14 protein-coding genes and 1 tRNA gene are annotated in these 17905 nt (G+C 61.6%); 8 read left to right on the forward strand and 7 right to left on the reverse strand.

The features are described 5' to 3' along the window. Positions 1–54: 54 nt before the first annotated feature. Both panC and panB read right to left on the reverse strand, forming a co-directional pair. Positions 55–906, reverse strand: a complete 852-nt coding sequence (gene panC, locus KUV39_RS12615) for a pantoate--beta-alanine ligase (protein WP_209035522.1) — start codon at positions 904–906, stop codon at positions 55–57. Positions 907–913: 7 nt separating this feature from the next. Then, positions 914–1777: a 3-methyl-2-oxobutanoate hydroxymethyltransferase gene (gene panB / locus KUV39_RS12620; RefSeq protein ID WP_222459914.1), complete on the reverse strand. Its 864-nt coding sequence runs from the start codon at positions 1775–1777 to the stop codon at positions 914–916. Positions 1778–1937: 160 nt separating this feature from the next. Between panB and KUV39_RS12625 the strand changes: the two genes are divergently transcribed. Beyond that, a complete protein-coding gene (locus KUV39_RS12625; RefSeq protein WP_222459915.1) occupies positions 1938–3416 on the forward strand; it encodes an ABC transporter substrate-binding protein in 1479 nt (492 codons plus the stop codon). 70 nt (positions 3417–3486) lie between these two features. On the opposite strand, the gene KUV39_RS12630 is transcribed toward KUV39_RS12625, so the two are convergent. Continuing rightward, complete coding sequence (locus KUV39_RS12630; RefSeq protein ID WP_222459937.1) at positions 3487–4656, reverse strand: acetoin utilization protein AcuC; 1170 nt, start codon at positions 4654–4656, stop codon at positions 3487–3489. A gap of 263 nt (positions 4657–4919) precedes the next feature. Between KUV39_RS12630 and KUV39_RS12635 the strand changes: the two genes are divergently transcribed. The 5 genes from KUV39_RS12635 to KUV39_RS12655 all read left to right on the forward strand — a co-directional run bounded on the left by KUV39_RS12635 (position 4920) and on the right by KUV39_RS12655 (position 10334). Continuing rightward, positions 4920–5867: an ABC transporter permease gene (locus KUV39_RS12635; RefSeq protein WP_008559376.1), complete on the forward strand. Its 948-nt coding sequence runs from the start codon at positions 4920–4922 to the stop codon at positions 5865–5867. 127 nt (positions 5868–5994) lie between these two features. Beyond that, the gene (locus KUV39_RS12640) at positions 5995–6810 is read left to right on the forward strand and encodes an ABC transporter permease (protein ID WP_222459916.1); all 816 of its coding nucleotides are present in this window, start codon (positions 5995–5997) and stop codon (positions 6808–6810) included. Further along, positions 6807–8414, forward strand: coding sequence for an ABC transporter ATP-binding protein (locus KUV39_RS12645; protein ID WP_222459917.1), 1608 nt, complete (start codon positions 6807–6809; stop codon positions 8412–8414). Before KUV39_RS12640 ends, KUV39_RS12645 begins: the two co-directional genes overlap by 4 nt. Continuing rightward, complete coding sequence (locus tag KUV39_RS12650; RefSeq protein ID WP_222459918.1) at positions 8411–8884, forward strand: GNAT family N-acetyltransferase; 474 nt, start codon at positions 8411–8413, stop codon at positions 8882–8884. Before KUV39_RS12645 ends, KUV39_RS12650 begins: the two co-directional genes overlap by 4 nt. Next, on the forward strand, positions 8877–10334 hold the full coding sequence (locus KUV39_RS12655; protein ID WP_222459919.1) for an aldehyde dehydrogenase family protein: 1458 nt from the start codon (positions 8877–8879) through the stop codon (positions 10332–10334). The genes KUV39_RS12650 and KUV39_RS12655 overlap by 8 nt, the downstream gene beginning before the upstream one ends. Before the next feature lie 125 nt (positions 10335–10459). On the opposite strand, the gene pncB is transcribed toward KUV39_RS12655, so the two are convergent. The 3 genes from pncB to pncA all read right to left on the reverse strand — a co-directional run bounded on the left by pncB (position 10460) and on the right by pncA (position 14743). Continuing rightward, a complete protein-coding gene (gene pncB / locus KUV39_RS12660; protein WP_222459920.1) occupies positions 10460–11749 on the reverse strand; it encodes a nicotinate phosphoribosyltransferase in 1290 nt (429 codons plus the stop codon). A 65-nt stretch (positions 11750–11814) separates the two neighbouring features. After that, on the reverse strand, positions 11815–14076 hold the full coding sequence (locus KUV39_RS12665; RefSeq protein ID WP_278830202.1) for a PAS domain-containing hybrid sensor histidine kinase/response regulator: 2262 nt from the start codon (positions 14074–14076) through the stop codon (positions 11815–11817). A 73-nt stretch (positions 14077–14149) separates the two neighbouring features. Further along, a complete protein-coding gene (pncA, locus tag KUV39_RS12670; RefSeq protein WP_222459921.1) occupies positions 14150–14743 on the reverse strand; it encodes a bifunctional nicotinamidase/pyrazinamidase in 594 nt (197 codons plus the stop codon). A 122-nt stretch (positions 14744–14865) separates the two neighbouring features. Here pncA and trhO point away from each other — a divergent pair, with 122 nt between their 5' ends. After that, the gene (gene trhO, locus KUV39_RS12675; RefSeq protein WP_046211671.1) at positions 14866–15783 is read left to right on the forward strand and encodes an oxygen-dependent tRNA uridine(34) hydroxylase TrhO; all 918 of its coding nucleotides are present in this window, start codon (positions 14866–14868) and stop codon (positions 15781–15783) included. 227 nt (positions 15784–16010) lie between these two features. Further along, on the forward strand, positions 16011–17663 hold the full coding sequence (locus KUV39_RS12680) for an acyl-CoA dehydrogenase family protein (RefSeq protein ID WP_222459922.1): 1653 nt from the start codon (positions 16011–16013) through the stop codon (positions 17661–17663). A gap of 123 nt (positions 17664–17786) precedes the next feature. Here the strand turns inward: KUV39_RS12680 and KUV39_RS12685 are convergent. Beyond that, positions 17787–17863: transfer RNA gene (locus KUV39_RS12685), tRNA-Met, on the reverse strand. Positions 17864–17905: the final 42 nt, after the last annotated feature.

Genomic DNA, 17905 nt, shown 5'->3' on the forward strand with positions numbered 1-17905 from the left:
CAAAAGCGGTACCGCTACCAGCCCCTACTAATCGATTAGTTTGTCCAATCCGCCTCAGACCGGATCAACAGCGATATTGTCGATCAGCCGGATCCCATCAAGCCAGACCGCAACCAGCAGACGCGCGGGCCGGTCCGCGCGCTCCAGAGGGGCCAGAGTTTCACCGCAGCGCAAGTCGAGATACTCCAGCTCCCCAAAGCCCTCCTCGCTCAGACGGGCCTTGGCGGCTGGCAAAATATCGTCAAACCGCGCCCCCGCCTGCAGCTGATCTGCCAGCTCCCGCAACACCGGATACAGCTGCCCGGCCTTGCCCAGCGCCTCTGGTGACAGGCGCATGTTGCGCGAAGACATCGCCAGCCCCGAGGCTTCGCGCACGGTGGCGCATCCATGCACGGTGATGGGAATATCCAGATCGCGGGCCATCCGGGTCACGACCATCAGCTGCTGATAGTCCTTTTCCCCGAAAAATGCCTCATCCGCACCGCTTTGCAGGAACAGTTTGGCCACCACAGTCGCCACACCGTCAAAATGGCCAGGCCGGAATTCGCCCTCCATCACATCGGTCAGCCCCGTAACAGAGACGGTTGTGGCATAGCCTTCGGGATAGATCTGATCGGGATCCGGCACATAGATCGCATCCACACCATAAGGGGCCAGCTTCTCTGCGTCCGCCAGTTCAGTGCGTGGATATTTCGCCAGATCCTCGGCATTGTTGAACTGCTTGGGGTTCACAAAAATCGTGACAATCACCCGGTCGCAGGCCGCCTTGGCCGCAGCAACCAGCGACAGATGCCCCTCGTGCAGCGCACCCATGGTGGGCACCAGACCAATGCGGGCACCCTCGCGGCGCCATTCGGAATGCAACGCGCGCAGATCGCTCAGGCGGCGCAGGATCGGGGCAGTCATGATGGGATCAGTCCTTTTGCGGGGCCTTGGACGCTGCCGCCTTGGCAGCCATCGGGGCCTGGTCTGCAAACACATGCGCGGGCGCGGGGAAACGGCGCGCGCGCACGTCGGCTGCATACTCGGAAATGGCGGCCTCTGCCAAGGGGCCGAGATCGGCATAGCGTTTCACGAACTTGGGCTTGAAGGCGGTGAAAAAGCCCAGCATGTCATCAACCACCAGAATCTGACCGTCACAGCCTGCACTGGCACCAATGCCAATGGTGGGAATGACAACCTCTGCGGTGATCCGATCCGCAAGTCCCTGCGGCACCTTTTCCAGCACCACGGAAAATGCGCCAGCCTCCGCCACCGCATGGGCATCTGCCAGCACGGCATCGGCCTGCGCATCGCGGCCCTGCACCTTGTAGCCACCAAGCGTGTTGATCGACTGCGGCGTCAGGCCAATATGTGCCATCACCGGGATGCCACGTTTCACGAGAAAGCGGATGGTTTCCGCCATCTCCACGCCACCCTCCAGCTTTACCGCGCCCGCGCCGGTCTCCGCCATCAGGCGGGCAGCATTGCGAAACGCCTGCGCGGGGCCTTCTTCATAGCTGGCGAACGGCATGTCGATCACCATCATCGACTGGCTCAGCCCACGCGCGACGGCCTGCCCGTGCAGGATCATCATCTCCATGGTGACCCCCAGCGTCGACGTCAGCCCATGCAGCACCATGCCGACGCTGTCGCCGACCAGCACAAAATCGCAATGACCGTCCATGAACTGCGCCATGGGTGTGGTATAGGCGGTCAGGCTCACCAGCGGGGTGCCGCCTTTGCGGGCGCGAATATCCTCGGCGTTGGGTGCCATTTTGCGGGCCGTTGCACTCATGATGCTGTCCTCTCCGTTCGCATTGCGCACCGCTAGCAATTTACGCTGCGCGCTTCTAGGGGGCGAAATGTCCCGTCAACCTTGATTACCTGACGGAAAATGCGGAACAGTTTTCCTAAAGGTCACAAAATACGGCCACCACCAGAGGGAGACACCACCGATGACACGACTGCCATTCCTGTTTGCCGCCAGTTCCGCACTGGCCATTCTGGCGGGGGCCGCATCCGCGCGCGACACCGTCACCGTGGCCCTTCAGCTGGAACCGCCGCATCTTGACCCCACCAGCGCCGCTGCGGGCGCCATTGATCAGGTGCTTTATTCCAACGTCTTCGAGGGGCTCACCCGCTTCATGGGCGACGGCTCGGTTGTGCCGGGCCTTGCCGAGAGCTGGGAGATCTCAGAGGATGGGCTTACCTATACCTTCCGCCTGCAGGATGGCGTGACCTTCCATGATGGCACCTCGATGGACGCAGAGGATGTGAAATTCAGCCTCGACCGCGCCCGCGCCGAGGATAGCACAAACGCGCAAAAAGCGCTGTTTGCCGATATTGCCAGTGTGGATGCCGTTGACCCGCTGACTGTCCAGATCACCCTGTCACAGCCCAACGGCAATCTGCTGTTCAACCTCGCATGGGGCGATGCCGTCATCGTCGCACCAGAGAGCATCGACACGATCAAGACCGCCCCCGTTGGCACCGGTGCCTTCACCTTCACCAACTGGGTGCAGGGTGATCGCATCGACCTTGCCCGCAACCCGGATTACTGGGGCGAGGCCCCGGCGCTGAGTGCGGCGACCTTTAAATTCATCTCTGACCCGACCGCCGCCTTTGCCGCGATGATGGCTGAGGATGTGGATGCGTTCTCCGGCTTCCCCGCACCAGAGAACCTGCCCCAATTCGAGGCCGACCCAAGGTTCCAGGTTCTTGTTGGCTCCACCGAGGGTGAGACGATTCTGTCGATCAACAACAAACAGGCGCCCTTCGACAATCCCAAGGTCCGCGCCGCCGTGGCCCATGCGATCGACCGACAGGCGATCATTGATGGCGCGATGTTTGGCTACGGCACCCCGATCGGCACCCATTTCGCGCCCCACAACCCGGCCTATGTCGATCTGACCGGCACCAGCGCCCATGACCCGGAGAAAGCCCGCGCACTGCTGGCAGAGGCGGGTCTGGCCGATGGCTTCACCACCACGCTGCACCTGCCGCCGCCGTCCTACGCCCGCCGGGGAGGAGAGATCATCGCCGCGCAACTGGCCGAGGTCGGCATCACCGCCGAGATCATCAATGTGGAATGGGCGCAGTGGCTGGAAACCGTGTTCCGGGGCAAGAATTTCGGTCTGTCGATCGTCAGCCACACCGAACCGATGGATATCGGCATCTATGCCCGGCCCGATTACTACTTCCAGTATGACAACGCAGCCTTTCAGGACCTGATGGCAGAGCTGACCGGCACCACCGATCCCGACGCCCGCACCAAGATGCTGCAACAGGCGCAGGAGATCATTGCCAATGACTATGTGAACGGCTTCCTGTTCCAGCTGGCATCATTGAGCGTCGCCAAGGCCGATCTGCAGGGGCTCTGGGCCAATGCCCCGACACAAGCCACCGATCTGACGGCGGTGAGCTGGGCAAAATAAGCCCCAAAACCCCAGGATCAGAGCCACAACAGCAGCGCCCCAAGCGGGCGCTGTTTTCTGTTTCAGCCGCTCAACCCAGCCCCCGCCGCCGGCGCAGCATGGCAACCGACTCGCGGATCTGGTCGCGCACGGGGCCGGGGCGCGGATCATCGCGCAACGTGGTGAACCAATGCTCTGGCGGATTGCGCCCCAGACGGTGGCCCTTGAACTCCAGCCCGCGCAGGACCTCCTCAGCCGCTGGTGGCAGACGGTCGGGGATCTCATGCCCGTTCAGGGTTGCCCACACCCCGGTCCACAGTCGACCGACGGACCAGGGGTTATACCCGCCACCGCCCAACACCAGATAGCGCGGCGCAAGCGACCGCAGCGCCGCGACCACCGACCAATGGGCATTGTTGGACAGGTCCAGATGCGCCAGCGGATCCTCGGTGACCGCATCCGCCCCGCATTGCAGGACCACCGCATCCGGCGCAAAATCCGCCACCGCAGGCAGGATCAGCTCCTCACGGATATAGGCCATCTCACTGTCATTGAACCCACGAGGCACTGGCAGGTTCAGCGCGCTGCCCCCCGCATCATCGGCCAGCTGACCAGTCTTGGGCCAGAGATTTTCCTCGTGCGTCGAGATCATCAGCACGTCCGGATCGCCGGCAAAACCGTGCTCGACCCCATCCGCGTGATGGGCATCGATGTCCACATAGGCAATCCGCTGCGCCCCGTGATGGCGCAGGGACAGCATCGCCAGCACCGGATCATTGAGATAGCAGAACCCATTGGCCCGATCCGGCATGCCGTGATGTGTCCCGCCCGCCGGGTTGTAGACCACGCCACCGTCCCGCAGCAGCTCTCCCGCCAGGATAGAACCGCCAGCCGCCGTGGCTGGCCTGCGAAAGATCTCTGGAAAGACGGGGTTCGAAATTGTCCCGATGTTGAACCGCGCCTTGACCTCTTCGCTGACCTCTTGCGCGACCTCAGCCGCCTGCAGCGCGGCAATGTAGTCGGGGCTGTGCCAGCTGTGCAGCGCCGCAGGCTTGGCACGCGGAGAGGCGCGGTACTGGCTCAGCGGCAACCAGCCCATCGACCGCGTCAGGTCCATCACCGTGGACACACGCGGCACCCGCAGCGGATGCATCCGCCCATAGCTGGAGCCGCGATAGATCTCGGAGCCGATGAACAGCGGGGCGTCCGTTTCGGAAACGGCAATCACATCCAGCGCCTCATCAGCGACGCTCTCGGACATTGGGTCGGGGGCGAGGTTCAGGTCATCCAGCGAAATCTCAGTCATGAGCCCAGAGATAGCCCGGAACGCCCCCGCGCCAAACCCAAAGACCCAGGCCGCCCAAGCCAAGATCGAAAACAGACAAGGCACCTGCGCGATAGACGCACGAATGCCACCGCAACATGCCCCCTATACAGTTGGAAATTGGAAATTTTTCTGCTTTTGCAAGGGATCGGTGGCGCCCCCTCTGGACCCGCGCCCGACGCCCCCCTAACCTGCCGCTGATGGGACGCTACTTTGCCAAACGCCTGCTGTCGCTGATCGTCAGCCTTGTGGTTGCCTCTTGGGTGATCTTTTTCGTGATCGAAATTGCACCCGGTGATCCTGCGTCCTTTATGCTGGGGATCAACGCCCAACCCGACACGATCGCCGCCCTGCGCAGTGAACTGGGCTTGGACGAGGGGAAAGTCACCCGCTACATCAACTGGTTCACCGGCATGTTGCAGGGCGATTTCGGCACCTCCTACACCTATCGCACACCGGTTGCGCAGATGGTTGCAGACCGGCTCTGGGTGTCGCTGCCGCTGGCGATCTATGCGCTGACCCTCTCTACGCTGATTGCCCTGCCCGCCGGCATCTATGCCGCCGCGCGCCGGGGCAAATCAGGCGATATCGCGGTGATGGGGGCAACCCAGCTGGGGGTTGCGGTGCCGAACTTCTGGTTTGCGATGATGCTGGTGCTGGTCTTTGCCATCAATCTGCGCTGGTTCAGCGCCGGGGGATTTGTCGGCTGGGAGGCAGGGCCGCTCGCTGCGCTGCATTCCCTTACCCTGCCCGCCATCGCGCTCGCCCTGCCACAGGCGGCCATCCTGGCCCGTGTCATGCGCTCGGCGCTTCTCGACATTCTGGGCGAAGATTTCATCCGAACCGCCCGCGCCAAAGGTCTGAGCCAGCGGCAGGCGCTCTGGCGGCACGGGCTGCGCAACGCGCTGATCCCGGTTCTGACCATCATCGGGTTGCAGTTTTCCTTTCTGCTGGCAGGCGCGATCATCATTGAACAGGTGTTCTACCTCCCCGGTCTGGGGCGGCTGGTGTTTCAGGCCATTTCCGCCCGCGATCTGATCGTGGTGGAGAGCGTCGTGATGCTCTTGGTTTTTGCCGTGATCATGGTGAATTTCCTGGTCGATCTGACCTACGCGCTGGTTGACCCGAGACTGCGGGGGCGCGGATGACATACCAAACGACCCTCCTGACAGGACGGCACCCGAACCTGGGTGGGTGCAAAGCGCCCTCCCGGGGGGAGGGTCGGGCGCTGTCCGACCTGTCGGCCGGACGAGCCGTATCAACGCGAGGCCCCCGATGACCCGTAGTCTCTTTCTTGGTGGTATCCTCTCCGCACTGGTCCTGCTGGCAGCATTGCTGTCCTTCATCTGGACACCCTACGACCACACCGCCCTGAACATCCCCGCCAAATTGCAGGCGCCAAACGCGGAGCATTGGCTTGGCACAGATCACTTTGGCCGCGATATCCTGTCGATGATCATGGTCGGCGCGCGCACCTCTATTGCGGTGGCGCTGGTGGCGGTGGGGATCGGCATGGGGCTTGGCGTGCCTTTGGGACTGGCCGCTGCGGCCAAGCGGGGGTCCTGGCTGGACGAAGGCATCATGCGGGCCAATGATCTGGTTTTTGCCTTCCCGTCGCTGGTCATCGCCATCCTGATCACCGCGATCCTTGGCGCCGGTGCGATCAATGCGATCATCGCCATCGGCATTTTCAACATCCCAGTCTTTGCCCGCGTGACCCGTGGCGCGGCGCTGTCGCTTTGGCAGCGAGAATTCATCCTCGCCGCCCGTGTCGCTGGCAAGGGGGCGGCGCGGATTTCAGCCGAACATATTCTGCCCAATGTTGCCAACCTGCTGATCGTACAGGGCACCATCCAGTTCTCGCTCGGCATTCTGGCCGAAGCAGGTCTCAGCTATGTGGGCCTTGGCGCCCAGCCGCCGGTGCCCAGCTGGGGCCGGATGCTGGCCGATGCGCAGACTATGGTCAGCCTCGCCCCGCATATGGCGCTGGTGCCGGGCTGTGCGATCATCCTCACCGTTCTGGGCCTGAACCTGATGGGGGACGGGCTGCGCGACTGGCTGGACCCGAAATTGCAGGGGGGACGGGCATGACGCTGCTTGATGTGACCAACCTGTCGCTTTCCATCGGGGCGTTTCCGATCTTGCGCGATGTCTCTTTGTCGGTCGACCCCGGCGAGATCCTTGCCATCACCGGCGAAAGCGGATCGGGCAAATCGCTGACGGCGCTCACCATCCTGCGCCTGCTGCCCAACTGCACCCGCCTGTCTGGGCATCTCAGCCTTGAGGGACAGGACCTGTTGGCGCTGAGCGAAGAGCAGATGTGCGACCTGCGCGGCCGCAAGATCGGCATGGTGTTTCAGGAACCGATGACCGCGCTCAACCCGGTGCAGAGCATCGGCGATCAGGTGATGGAAACCATCCTCTTGCATAGCAGTGCAACCAGAACCGAAGCCGAAGCCGAGGCCCGCAGCCTGCTGGACCGGGTTGGCCTGCCTGCCGAACGCTTCCCGCTCAGCCGTTATCCCCACGAACTGTCCGGTGGGCAACGTCAGCGGGTGGTCATCGCGATGGCCATCGCCATGCGCCCCGCGCTGCTGATCGCGGATGAACCGACAACTGCACTGGATGTGACCACGCAGGCGCAGATCCTTGATCTGCTGCGCGATCTGGTGCGCGACTACGGCATGGGGATGATCATCATCACCCATGATCTGGCCGTTGTGGCGGACATGGCGGATCACATCGTGGTCATGCGCAAGGGAGAGGTGGTGGAAACAGGGAGCACCAAGCAGCTGCTTGCCACCCGGCGGCACCCCTATACGCAAAAGCTCTTTGCCGCATCGAACCACCAGGCCGATCTGCCGCCGCCGGTCACGACGGACCCGCAGAGCGTTCCGCTGCTCGAGGTACGCAACGCGGTGCGCGACTATCCCCTGCCCCGCAAACGCCTGTTTGCACCAGCAGAGCACATGCGCGCGGTGGACCACGTCAGTTTCGCCCTGCATCGTGGCGAGAGGCTGGGGCTGGTCGGTGAATCCGGCTGCGGAAAATCCACCCTGACCCGCGCCATCCTGGGGCTGGAACCGCTCCAAGGGGGCGAGATCCTGCTGGATGGCTCCCCCCTGTCGGGCAAGGGGCTGACGGCAGAGCAGCGGCGCAAGATGCAGGTGGTGTTCCAAGATCCCTTTGGCAGCTTCAACCCCCGCCACAAGGTGGCGAGGCTGATCACCGAACCCTTTCACGGGGTGTCGGATGCCCCTACCGGACAGGACCGTGACAACCGCGTGGCCGAAGCACTGATCGCGGTGGGACTCAATCCCGAGGATGCAGATCGCTACATCCATCAGTTCTCTGGCGGCCAGCGTCAACGCATTGCCATTGCGCGCGCACTCATCACGCGGCCAGAGCTGATCCTGTTTGACGAAGCCGTGTCTGCGCTGGATGTTTCCGTGCGGGCGCAGATCCTCGACCTGCTGGCCGAACTGTGCAGCGCCTATGGGCTGAGTTACCTTTTCATCAGCCACGATCTGCATGTGGTGCGCAGCATGACCGACCGCTGTCTGGTCATGCAAAAAGGTAAGATCGTGGAACACGGCCAGACCGAAGATCTCTTTTCCGCGCCACAACATCCATACACGAAATCCCTGATCGCGGCTGCCCCGGTGCTGCCCGATCTGGCAACGGGGGCGGCATGAGCTTTCGACTGACCTTGATCCTGCCACGCGAACGCGCGCGGCTTGCAGCGGCGCTGACCCGCTATTACTCCGAGATCGCCCCGGATCTGCGGATCGACCCTAGCGAACGCGCGGGCCAGATGCTGCACCGCAAGGATGTCACCGCGTTCTGGATCCGTCAGGAGGAGGATCGCATCGGCTTTGCCATCGTGCTGAACCTGCCCGATGACCGCCGAGAACTATCGGAGTTTGCGATTGATCCGGCCTATCGCAGGTTGGGCTATGGCCATGCAGCAGCCAGCCTGATTTTTGCTGAATTCCCCGGCTACTGGCGGATGGGCATCTCGGCCGGATCCCCCAATGCGGTGGCGTTCTGGGGCACCTGTCTCAGCGCGATCAAGGGCGTCGAGCAACTGCGCGACGGCGCGCCATTTACCGAACATCAGATCAAGAGTTACAGTTTTCACATCGCAGGAGCCCAGAATGACTGACGCAGCGCCGCTTTGGTTTGATCCCGCACTCTGCCTGATTGATGGCCGCTGGCAGGCGCCTGCCGCGGGCGAGACCCTGCCGCTGACCAACCCGTCGGATGGCAGCCCTCTGTGCCAGATCGCCCGCGGTGACGCGCGCGATATCGACGCCGCCGTTGCCGCAGCCCGCGCCGCCCTGGAAGGGGATTGGGGAGAGATGACCGCAACCGATCGCGGGCGTATCCTCGGCCGGATGGGCCAGATGGTGCTGGAGCGCTGTGAGACGCTCGCCCAGCTGGAGGCGATGGACGTCGGCAAGCCACTGACGCAGGCGCGCGCCGATGCCGTGGCGCTGGCGCGGTATCTGGAATTCTACGGCGGCGCGGCAGACAAGCTGCATGGGGATACCATCCCCTATCAGGCCGGTTACACCGTCTACACGCTGCGCGAACCGCATGGCGTCACCGGGCATATCGTACCCTGGAACTATCCGATGCAGATCATCGGGCGTTCTGTCGGGGCCGCGCTGGCGATGGGCAATGCCTGCGTTCTGAAACCCGCTGAGGAGGCCTGCCTGACCGCGCTTGCCTTTGCCCAGATCGCGGTAGAGGCGGGGTTGCCCGCTGGTGCGCTGAACGTGGTTCCGGGCATAGGTGCCGAGGCAGGCGCGGCGCTGGCGGGGCATCCGGGGGTTGATCATATCTCCTTTACCGGGTCGGTCAGCACCGGCGCGCTGGTGCAGCAGGCGGCAGGGGCCAATGTTGTGCCGGTCACATTGGAGCTGGGCGGGAAGTCCCCGCAGCTGGTGTTTGACGATGCCGATCTGGACGCCGCCCTGCCGTTTCTGGTGAATGCAGGGATCCAGAACGCAGGCCAGACCTGTTCCGCCGCCTCGCGCATTCTGGTGCAGCGGGGTGTCTACGATCAGGTGCGCGCCGCGATGGCCGAGGCCTACAGCAAGCTGACCGTCGGGCCGGCCTTGTCCGATCTGCGTTTGGGCCCGCTGATTTCCACCCGCCAGAAAGAGATCGTAGAGGGCTATCTGGCAAAGGGTACCGATCTGACGATCGCGGCCCAGGGTGTCCTGAGTGACGCGGCCAGCGACAGGGGCGCCTATGTGCGGCCCACGTTGTTTGCCGATGTCGCGGCGGATCATCCGCTGGCACAGGAGGAGATCTTTGGCCCGGTGCAGGTGCTGATCCCGTTTGAGGATGAGGCCGAGGCGGTCAGGATTGCCAACAGCACCGATTACGGTCTGGTTGCAGGCATCTGGACCCGCGATGGTGCGCGGCAGATGCGGCTGGCCAAACATCTGCGGGCCGGTCAGGTGTTTCTGAACAACTACGGTGCCGGGGGCGGGGTTGAGCTGCCTTTTGGCGGGGTCGGCAAATCGGGGCACGGCCGCGAAAAGGGCTTTGAGGCGCTTTATGGGTTTTCGCAGCTGAAGACCGTCGCGGCCTATCACGGCTAAACCGACATTGGTATTTAGGTCATAGGGTCTGCCCGATTGTTTCGCGTGCGAAACATTGGGGCAGATCTATTGCCGCAACTTGTTGGGAACTCCGCGATATTCACCCCCAAATGGGCGAAGTATTGCTAGACGATTACCGCCTGGCTGTCCTGTTCGCCAACGCCAAAGACCCGTTTGTAGCGCTGGATTTCATCCGCCGGGCCCATCGCCTTTTCAGGATTGTCAGAGAGTTTGACAGTCGGGCGCCCATTGGCTGAAACCGCCTTGCACACCAGCGAGAAGGGCGCCAGCGCATCATCCGGCACCAGCCCACGAAAATCATTGGTGAGCAGGGTGCCCCAGCCAAAGGACACTTTGGTCCGGTCAGAGAACTGCGCGTGCAGTTCCTTGATCTTGGCCACATCCAGACCATCAGAGAAGATCACCCGCTTGTCTTGCGGGTCCTCGCCGCGCTCCTGCCACCAGCGGATCGCCGTTTCCGCGCCACCGGCCGGGTCTCCGCTGTCGATGCGGATCCCGGTCCAGCCCGCCAACCAGTCAGGCGCGCGATCAAGGAAACCCTTGGTGCCATAGGTGTCGGGCAGAATGATGCGCAGATTGCCCTCGTGTTCCTCGTGCCAGTCGGACAGCACGTCATAGGGCGCCTGCGCAAGGGCTGCATCATTCTCTGCCAGCGCCGAATAAACCATGGGGAGTTCATGGGCGTTGGTGCCGATGGCTTCCACCTCGCGGCGCATGGCGATCAGGCAGTTGGAGGTGCCGGTGAATTTGTCGCCCAGCCCTTCCTGCATTGCCTGCACACACCAATCCTGCCAAAGGAATCCGTGCCGTCGGCGGGTGCCGAAATCAGCAATGCTGAGGCCGTCAATCTCGCGCAGCTGTTCGATCTTTTCCCAGACGCGGGTCATCGCGCGGGCATAAAGCACCTGCAATTCAAACCGCCCCATGCTGTTGATCACCGCGCGACTGCGCAGTTCCATCAGCACCGCAAGTGCGGGAATTTCCCAGAGCATGACCTCAGGCCACTTGCCCTCGAATGTCAGCTCGTACTGGTCGCCTTTGCGCTCCAGCTCGTATGGCGGCAGGCGCAGCCCTTCGAACCACTCCATAAAGTCGGGGCGGAACATCTGGCGTTTGCCATAGAAGGTATTGCCGCGCAGCCAGGTGCTTTCACCGCGGGACAGCGACAGCGATCGGATATGGTCGAGCTGTTCGCGTAGCTCCCCTTCGTCAATCAGCTTGGCCAGCGGAATATGTTTGGACCGGTTGATGAGAGAGAAGCGGACATTGGTATCGCGTCTGTTGCGATAGACCGACTGACACATCAACAGCTTGTAGAAATCCGTGTCGATCAGCGACCGCACGATCGGGTCGATCTTCCACTTGTGGTTATAAACGCGGGTTGCAATGTCCACAGGCGGGCCTCATCCATCGTGTTACACTGGTTGATAAAACAGCGCTGCCGCAGGGGCAAAGGAAATCAACCCGCAGCGCGGCTGGCGACCTGCTGGCAATGCTTGCGCAGAACCGCAATCAGATCTGAACGGTTGATCGGCTTGCTGAGAAAATCATCCATTCCGGCGCGCAAGCAGGCCTCTCTGTCGGAGTCAAAGGCATTGGCGGTCAGGGCGGTGATAATGGGCTGTGCGATTTCCATCTCGCGAATTGCTTCTGTCGCCTCAAGGCCGGTCATGACCGGCATCGACATATCCATGAGAATAACGTCTGGGCGGAAATCCACGGCCTGCTCCACCGCTTCGGAGCCGTCCATGGCAAATGCCAGCTCTACCGGTTCGTCCTGCAGATATTTCTCGATCAGGAGACGGTTGATGCGATTGTCTTCCGCCACCAGAATCCGCAGCCCATCCAACGCGTTGTCCTGATAATCGCTGATCTGCGCATTTTCGACGACCGCATCGCCAGTGGCCGGGTTCATCCGCAGATAGGCCGAGAACGTCGCGCCCTGACCCAGTTCAGAGCGCACGGTGATATCCCCGCCCATCGCCTCGCACAGAAGCCGCGAGATGGTCAGGCCCAGCCCCGTGCCGCCAAACCGGCGGGTGATGGCAGCATCTGCCTGGGAAAAACGCTCGAATATCCGGCTTTGTTGTTCCGGTGCGATCCCGATGCCGCTGTCTTTTACCGAAAAGCGCAGGGTCACGTGATCACGGGTGTGGTCAGCGTTCACAGAGACAACTACCGCGCCGTCGTCGGTGAATTTCACCGCATTGCCAACAAGGTTGAGGATCACCTGCCGCAGTCGGCGGTCATCACCGTTGAGAAGCTGCGGCACATCCTCGGCAATATCGAGATGAAGCTGGATGCCCTTTTCCTGGGCCTGCGGTTCGAACAGCTTGAGCGTTTGCTGGAAACAAGCGCGCGGATCGAAATCAACCTCGCTCAGCGTAACCTCTCCGGCGTCCATCTTGGACAGGTCAAGGACATCATTTATCAGCGACAGCAGCGTCCGGGCAGAACCCAGAATGGTGTCCGCGTAAAGGCGCTGTTCCTCGTCCAGCTCTGTTCGTTCCAGCATCTGCGCCATGCCGATCACCCCGTTCATGGGGGTGCGAATTTCATGGCTCATCGTGGCGAGAAATTCGGATTTGACGCGCGCCCCTTCTTCGGCTGCGATACGGGCATCATTGAGCTGCTGTTCATATTGCTTGGCTGCGGTCATGTCCCGTTCAACCGCGATGACGGTTTCAACCGACCCATCTTCACGCAGCATCGGAACCTGATTGGTTTCGAGCCAGATCAGCTGACCGTCCTTGCGGCGGTTGCGGATTTCCAGACGGAAGGGTTTGCCAGTCGCGCGGCCGGCTTCGAGTGCGTCAATGACCGCCTGATCCGTATCTTCGCCGTTCAGAAGCTCCCCCGGCAGTTTCCCTATGGCTTCGTCGTATTGGTAACCGGTGATGCGGCTAAAGGCTTCGTTCACCCAGGTGATGCGCCCATCAGAATCCATCAGGAAAACGCTGTCATTGGCGTTTTCGGCCACGACCGCCAACCGTTCAGACTGCAGCTGCTGGGCCTGCAACTTGGCGTTGATCTGCTCCAGCTGTTTGTTTTGCAGGGCCACCGCCAAAGTGTTCTTGCGACTGCGGTGAAACCTGTTGGTGATGAAGTTCACAAAGAAAATGACGCTCAGATAGAGGATCAGAAGACCAGCCAGCTGAAAGGCATGAAAGGCCTCGAACTCCGGCTCGCCAATCGCGCTCCAGACGACGCTGAGAAGGGCTGCTGCAGCAAAAACCAGAAGGCGCACAATGCCCGCCATCGGATGATGCGGCAGGCTGACCGTGGCATTGATCGCGGCCCCAATCAGGATACCAAGAGAGAACAGGGTTGCGGCATGGGTTTCATGCAGATCAGCAGGCCCCGGATCCATGAACAGCCCCGGCGCGCAGGCAACAAATGCAACGGATGCTGCCTGAATGAGGGCTGTGACAGTGGACAGACGCAGCAAAGGGCGCACCGGTGTCGGCCGTTCGACCGGTGAAATGCGGCGCAGGTACATCGTATCGATCGTGTCACCGACCACGGCCACCAGGAAACAGATCAGGCCGATGCTGGGTGACAACAAAATCCCGATGAGCGTCGCGAGAAGGACAAAGGTGCTTTGACGGAAGAGGTAATACCGCACACGCCCATTGGCGTAGCGGTTCATCAAACCGCGACGGCTGTAGCGACGGTGATAGGTTTCCAAAGGCCCATCAGTATTCTGGGCGGACCGCTGCACCAATTGTCAAATCCCTAGTGGCAATACCAATACCCAATATCAAGAAAGAGTTAACAACTTATCGCTGCATACTCTAGATTAACGCAACCCCCGCATTTTTCATTTTATCAATGGCCGCTTGAAGCGAGCCATCAAGATCGATCGCCCGACATGCCGCCAGATCCACCGTCACGTCATAACCCAGACGGGCCGCATCCAGCGCAGAAAATGCAACGCAGAAATCGGTTGCGAGCCCTGCCAGTGTAAGCGCGCCTATGCCCCGCTCTTGCAGGTAGCCGTGCAAGCCGGTTGGCGTGCTTTGATCGTTTTCAAAGAACGCAGAATAGCTGTCGATCTGACGGCGATATCCCTTGCGAATGATGAGATCCCCGGACAGACCCAGATCAGGATGGAACGCAGCGCCGGGGCTGTCGATCACGCAATGATCGGGCCACAGGACCTGCGGACCATATGGCATGTCGATCATCTCATAGGCGGCTTTGCCCGGATGGCTGGAGGCAAAAGAGCTGTGAGCGGCCGGGTGCCAGTCCTGGGTGTAGATCACGGCATCATGCCCTGCCATCAAGGCGTTGATCGGGGCGACCACCGCGTCCCCGTCCGGAACAGCCAGCGCACCGCCCGGGCAGAAATCATTCTGCACATCAATCACGATCAGGGCCTTGGTCATATCGCTCTCCGCTTGGACGTCATGAAGGTCAGACCTCTAGGGGTACGCGGAGGGGTGGCGTGCGTCAATTCTCGCCTGCTCTGGCGCTTGCAGGAAACAGAGCCGTTGTGTAAGGCCAAGGCATGTATACGATCGCTGCACTCTATCATTTCACCCGTTTCGAAGACCCCGCTGCGCTGAAGCCGGCCCTTTTGGAGCTGTGCGAGGCAAATGCCGTCAAGGGCTCGCTGTTGCTGGCGCAGGAAGGGATCAATGGCACCATTGCAGGCCCCCGCGCAGGGATCGACGCGGTGCTCGCCCATATCCGGGCCTTGCCCGGCTGCGCTGGTCTGGAATGGAAGGAAGCCGAGAGCGACCATCCCCCCTTTGGTCGGATGAAGGTCCGTCTGAAAAAGGAAATCGTCACCATGGGCCAGCCGGACGTCGATCCGCGCGCCAGTGTTGGCAACTATGTCGAACCTGAAGAATGGAATGACCTGATCCGTCAGGACGATGTCGTGGTGATCGATACCCGCAACGACTATGAAGTGGCGATTGGCACATTCGAGGGGGCAATCGACCCACAGACTGCCAGCTTTCGGGAATTTCCCGCCTGGTGGGAAGAAAACAAGGACCGCTTTCACAACAAACGGGTCGCCATGTTCTGCACCGGCGGGATCCGCTGTGAGAAATCCACCAATTTCCTGATGGGTCAGGGCGTCGAGGACGTCTATCACCTGAAGGGCGGCATCCTGCGCTACCTCGAAGAAATGCCCGAAGAAAACAGCACCTGGCAGGGTGAGTGTTTCGTCTTTGACAACCGGGTGTCTGTCGGCCACGGCCTGAAGGAAGGGCCGCATGAGCTGTGCAATGGCTGCCGCCGCCCGATCCTGCCCGAGGACAAAGCCCATCCCGCCTATGAGGCCGGTGTGTCCTGCCATCAGTGCATCGATGAGACCTCTGAAGCAGACAAGGCGCGTTTCCGCGAACGGCAGAAGCAGATGCGCCTGGCCCGCGAGCGCGGCGAAGACCACCTTGGCCATCTCCCGCTGAGCGGATAAAGCCACCGCTGTCGCCAAGACGCTGCAGACCGGTTTTCCTGCACCCTGCGCCGGCGGCCTTATTCAGCCCCACAGACATGCCCCCCCGCAGCAATTGCCGGGGGGTTTTTCTGTCGTGACGTAGGGTTCTGTTTCCTGCTCCCTCGCGTCAGACTTGTCAGCAAGGGCCCCAGGCCCGCAGCCTGTCGACACCCTGCCCCAATCCGCCCCGAGACAGGAGCATGAACATGCCGCCAAGACGCCCCATAGCCCAGTTGCCCACCCATGAGGTCGCCAATACGCCGCCCCATCTTGGGGATCAGGATCTCTGGTCGCAGGACATCGTGTTGCAGGAAGGGGTTCTGCGCGAAGGGGCGGCCGGATCTGTCGCGAAACTCGCCCAATTTGGCAAGGATGCAGGCCGCGCCGAGGTGATGGAACAGGCGGATGAGGCCAATCGCCATGCCCCCGAACTGCGGGCGTTCGACCGATACGGTATGCGCATCAACGAGGTGCGGTTTCACCCTTCTTATCACGCGCTACAGGACCTGGCCGTCAGCAACGGCCTGTCAAACCATGCCTGGCGCAACCCTGGCCCGGGCGCCCATGTGACCCACGCGGCGCTCAACTACATGCTGAACCAGATGGAAGGCGGCGTCATGTGTCCGCTCGCCATGAGCTACGCGGCTGTCCCGGCCCTGCGCACCACCCCCGATGTCGCCGAGGACTGGGTTCGCGGGCTTTTGTCCCAGCGCTATGACCAACGCGATATCCCTACATCCGAAAAAACCGGCCTGCAAATGGGGATGTTCATGACCGAAAAACAGGGGGGATCGGACGTTCGCGCGAACAGCACTCAGGCCGTCCCGGATGGCGCAGGATACCGGCTGACAGGGCACAAGTTCTTCTGCTCGGCCCCGATGTCCGATGCCTTCTTGACCCTGGCCTATGCGCCCGGCGGTCTGTCCTGTTTCCTCGTGCCCCGGTTTACCCCGGATGGCGCGCGCAACAGATTTTATCTGCAACGCCTCAAGGACAAGCTCGGCAACCGGTCCAACGCCTCAAGCGAGATGGAGCTGCAGGACACATGGGGGATCCTCGTGGGGCCAGAGGGGCGCGGCGTGCGCACCATCATCGACATGGTTCAGGGCACAAGGTTTTACTGCGCCTTTGGCTCTGCCGCATTGATGAGACAAGGCCTGCTGCAGGCGGTGCATCACACGCGCCACCGCGCCGCCTTTCAGCGCCGCCTGATCGACCAGCCGCTGATGCAGAATGTTCTGGCTGATCTTGCATTGGAAACCGAAGCCGCCCTCACCCTGTCCTTGCGCCTGGGCCGGGCCATTGACGAAGCCGAAGCAGGCGATGCACGTGCCGGCAAACTGGCCCGGATCGGCACTGCCATTGCCAAGTTCTGGATCTGCAAGCGGGCAATCCAACATGCGGCTGAAACAATGGAATGCCATGGCGGCCCCGGCTACATCGAAGAAAGCCCGATGCCCCGCCTCTATCGCGAGGCACCGGTTAATTCGATCTGGGAAGGCTCCGGCAACGTGATCTGCCTCGATGTTCTGCGCGCTCTGCACAAGGATCCAGAAACCGGCGAGGTCTTTCTGGAGGAGCTCTCCGCAGCCCGTGGCGGCAACCGCGATTTCGACCAGGCGCTTTCGCGGCTGCAAAATGATCTGCCATCCATGGTGGCAGACCCTGCATCCGCCCGGCACCTCAGCGAACAGATGGCGGTTCTGTGGCAGGCCTCCCTGTTGATCCGCCATGCGCCGAGCTTTGTGTCAGATGGCTTTTGCAGCTCGCGACTTGGCAGCCGCTGGTCGGGCGTTTTCGGAACGCTCCGGGGCGATGCGGTGTCACGTGCCTTGGTCGATCGGGTCGCGGCTGTGTAGGTCGCGTCTGTCTGAACCGCGCCCGAGTGCCGTGCTGTGCTGCCGTTTTTGGTGCTTGCCCTTGGTGGAACGCAGAGTGCCCCGCGGAAGCGAGGTTATGGGCATTGATATTTTGTGGTATATTGGTTGCGGGAGTAGGATTTGAACCTACGACCTTCAGGTTATGAGCCTGACGAGCTACCTGGCTGCTCCATCCCGCGGTGTTTGTTGTTTTTGGAATTGTATTGAGGATTTTTCTAGGT

The sequence above is a fragment of the Phaeobacter italicus genome, from assembly GCF_019801785.1.
Lineage (GTDB): Bacteria > Pseudomonadota > Alphaproteobacteria > Rhodobacterales > Rhodobacteraceae > Phaeobacter > Phaeobacter italicus.

Coding starts and splice junctions, on each gene's coding strand:
- panC (WP_209035522.1), bottom strand. CDS start 906: ATGACTGCCCCGATCCTGCGCCGCCTGAGCGATCTGCGCGCGTTGCAT.
- panB (WP_222459914.1), bottom strand. CDS start 1,777: ATGAGTGCAACGGCCCGCAAAATGGCACCCAACGCCGAGGATATTCGC.
- KUV39_RS12625 (WP_222459915.1), top strand. CDS start 1,938: ATGACACGACTGCCATTCCTGTTTGCCGCCAGTTCCGCACTGGCCATT.
- KUV39_RS12630 (WP_222459937.1), bottom strand. CDS start 4,656: ATGTCCGAGAGCGTCGCTGATGAGGCGCTGGATGTGATTGCCGTTTCC.
- KUV39_RS12635 (WP_008559376.1), top strand. CDS start 4,920: ATGGGACGCTACTTTGCCAAACGCCTGCTGTCGCTGATCGTCAGCCTT.
- KUV39_RS12640 (WP_222459916.1), top strand. CDS start 5,995: ATGACCCGTAGTCTCTTTCTTGGTGGTATCCTCTCCGCACTGGTCCTG.
- KUV39_RS12645 (WP_222459917.1), top strand. CDS start 6,807: ATGACGCTGCTTGATGTGACCAACCTGTCGCTTTCCATCGGGGCGTTT.
- KUV39_RS12650 (WP_222459918.1), top strand. CDS start 8,411: ATGAGCTTTCGACTGACCTTGATCCTGCCACGCGAACGCGCGCGGCTT.
- KUV39_RS12655 (WP_222459919.1), top strand. CDS start 8,877: ATGACTGACGCAGCGCCGCTTTGGTTTGATCCCGCACTCTGCCTGATT.
- pncA (WP_222459921.1), bottom strand. CDS start 14,743: ATGACCAAGGCCCTGATCGTGATTGATGTGCAGAATGATTTCTGCCCG.
- trhO (WP_046211671.1), top strand. CDS start 14,866: ATGTATACGATCGCTGCACTCTATCATTTCACCCGTTTCGAAGACCCC.
- KUV39_RS12680 (WP_222459922.1), top strand. CDS start 16,011: ATGCCGCCAAGACGCCCCATAGCCCAGTTGCCCACCCATGAGGTCGCC.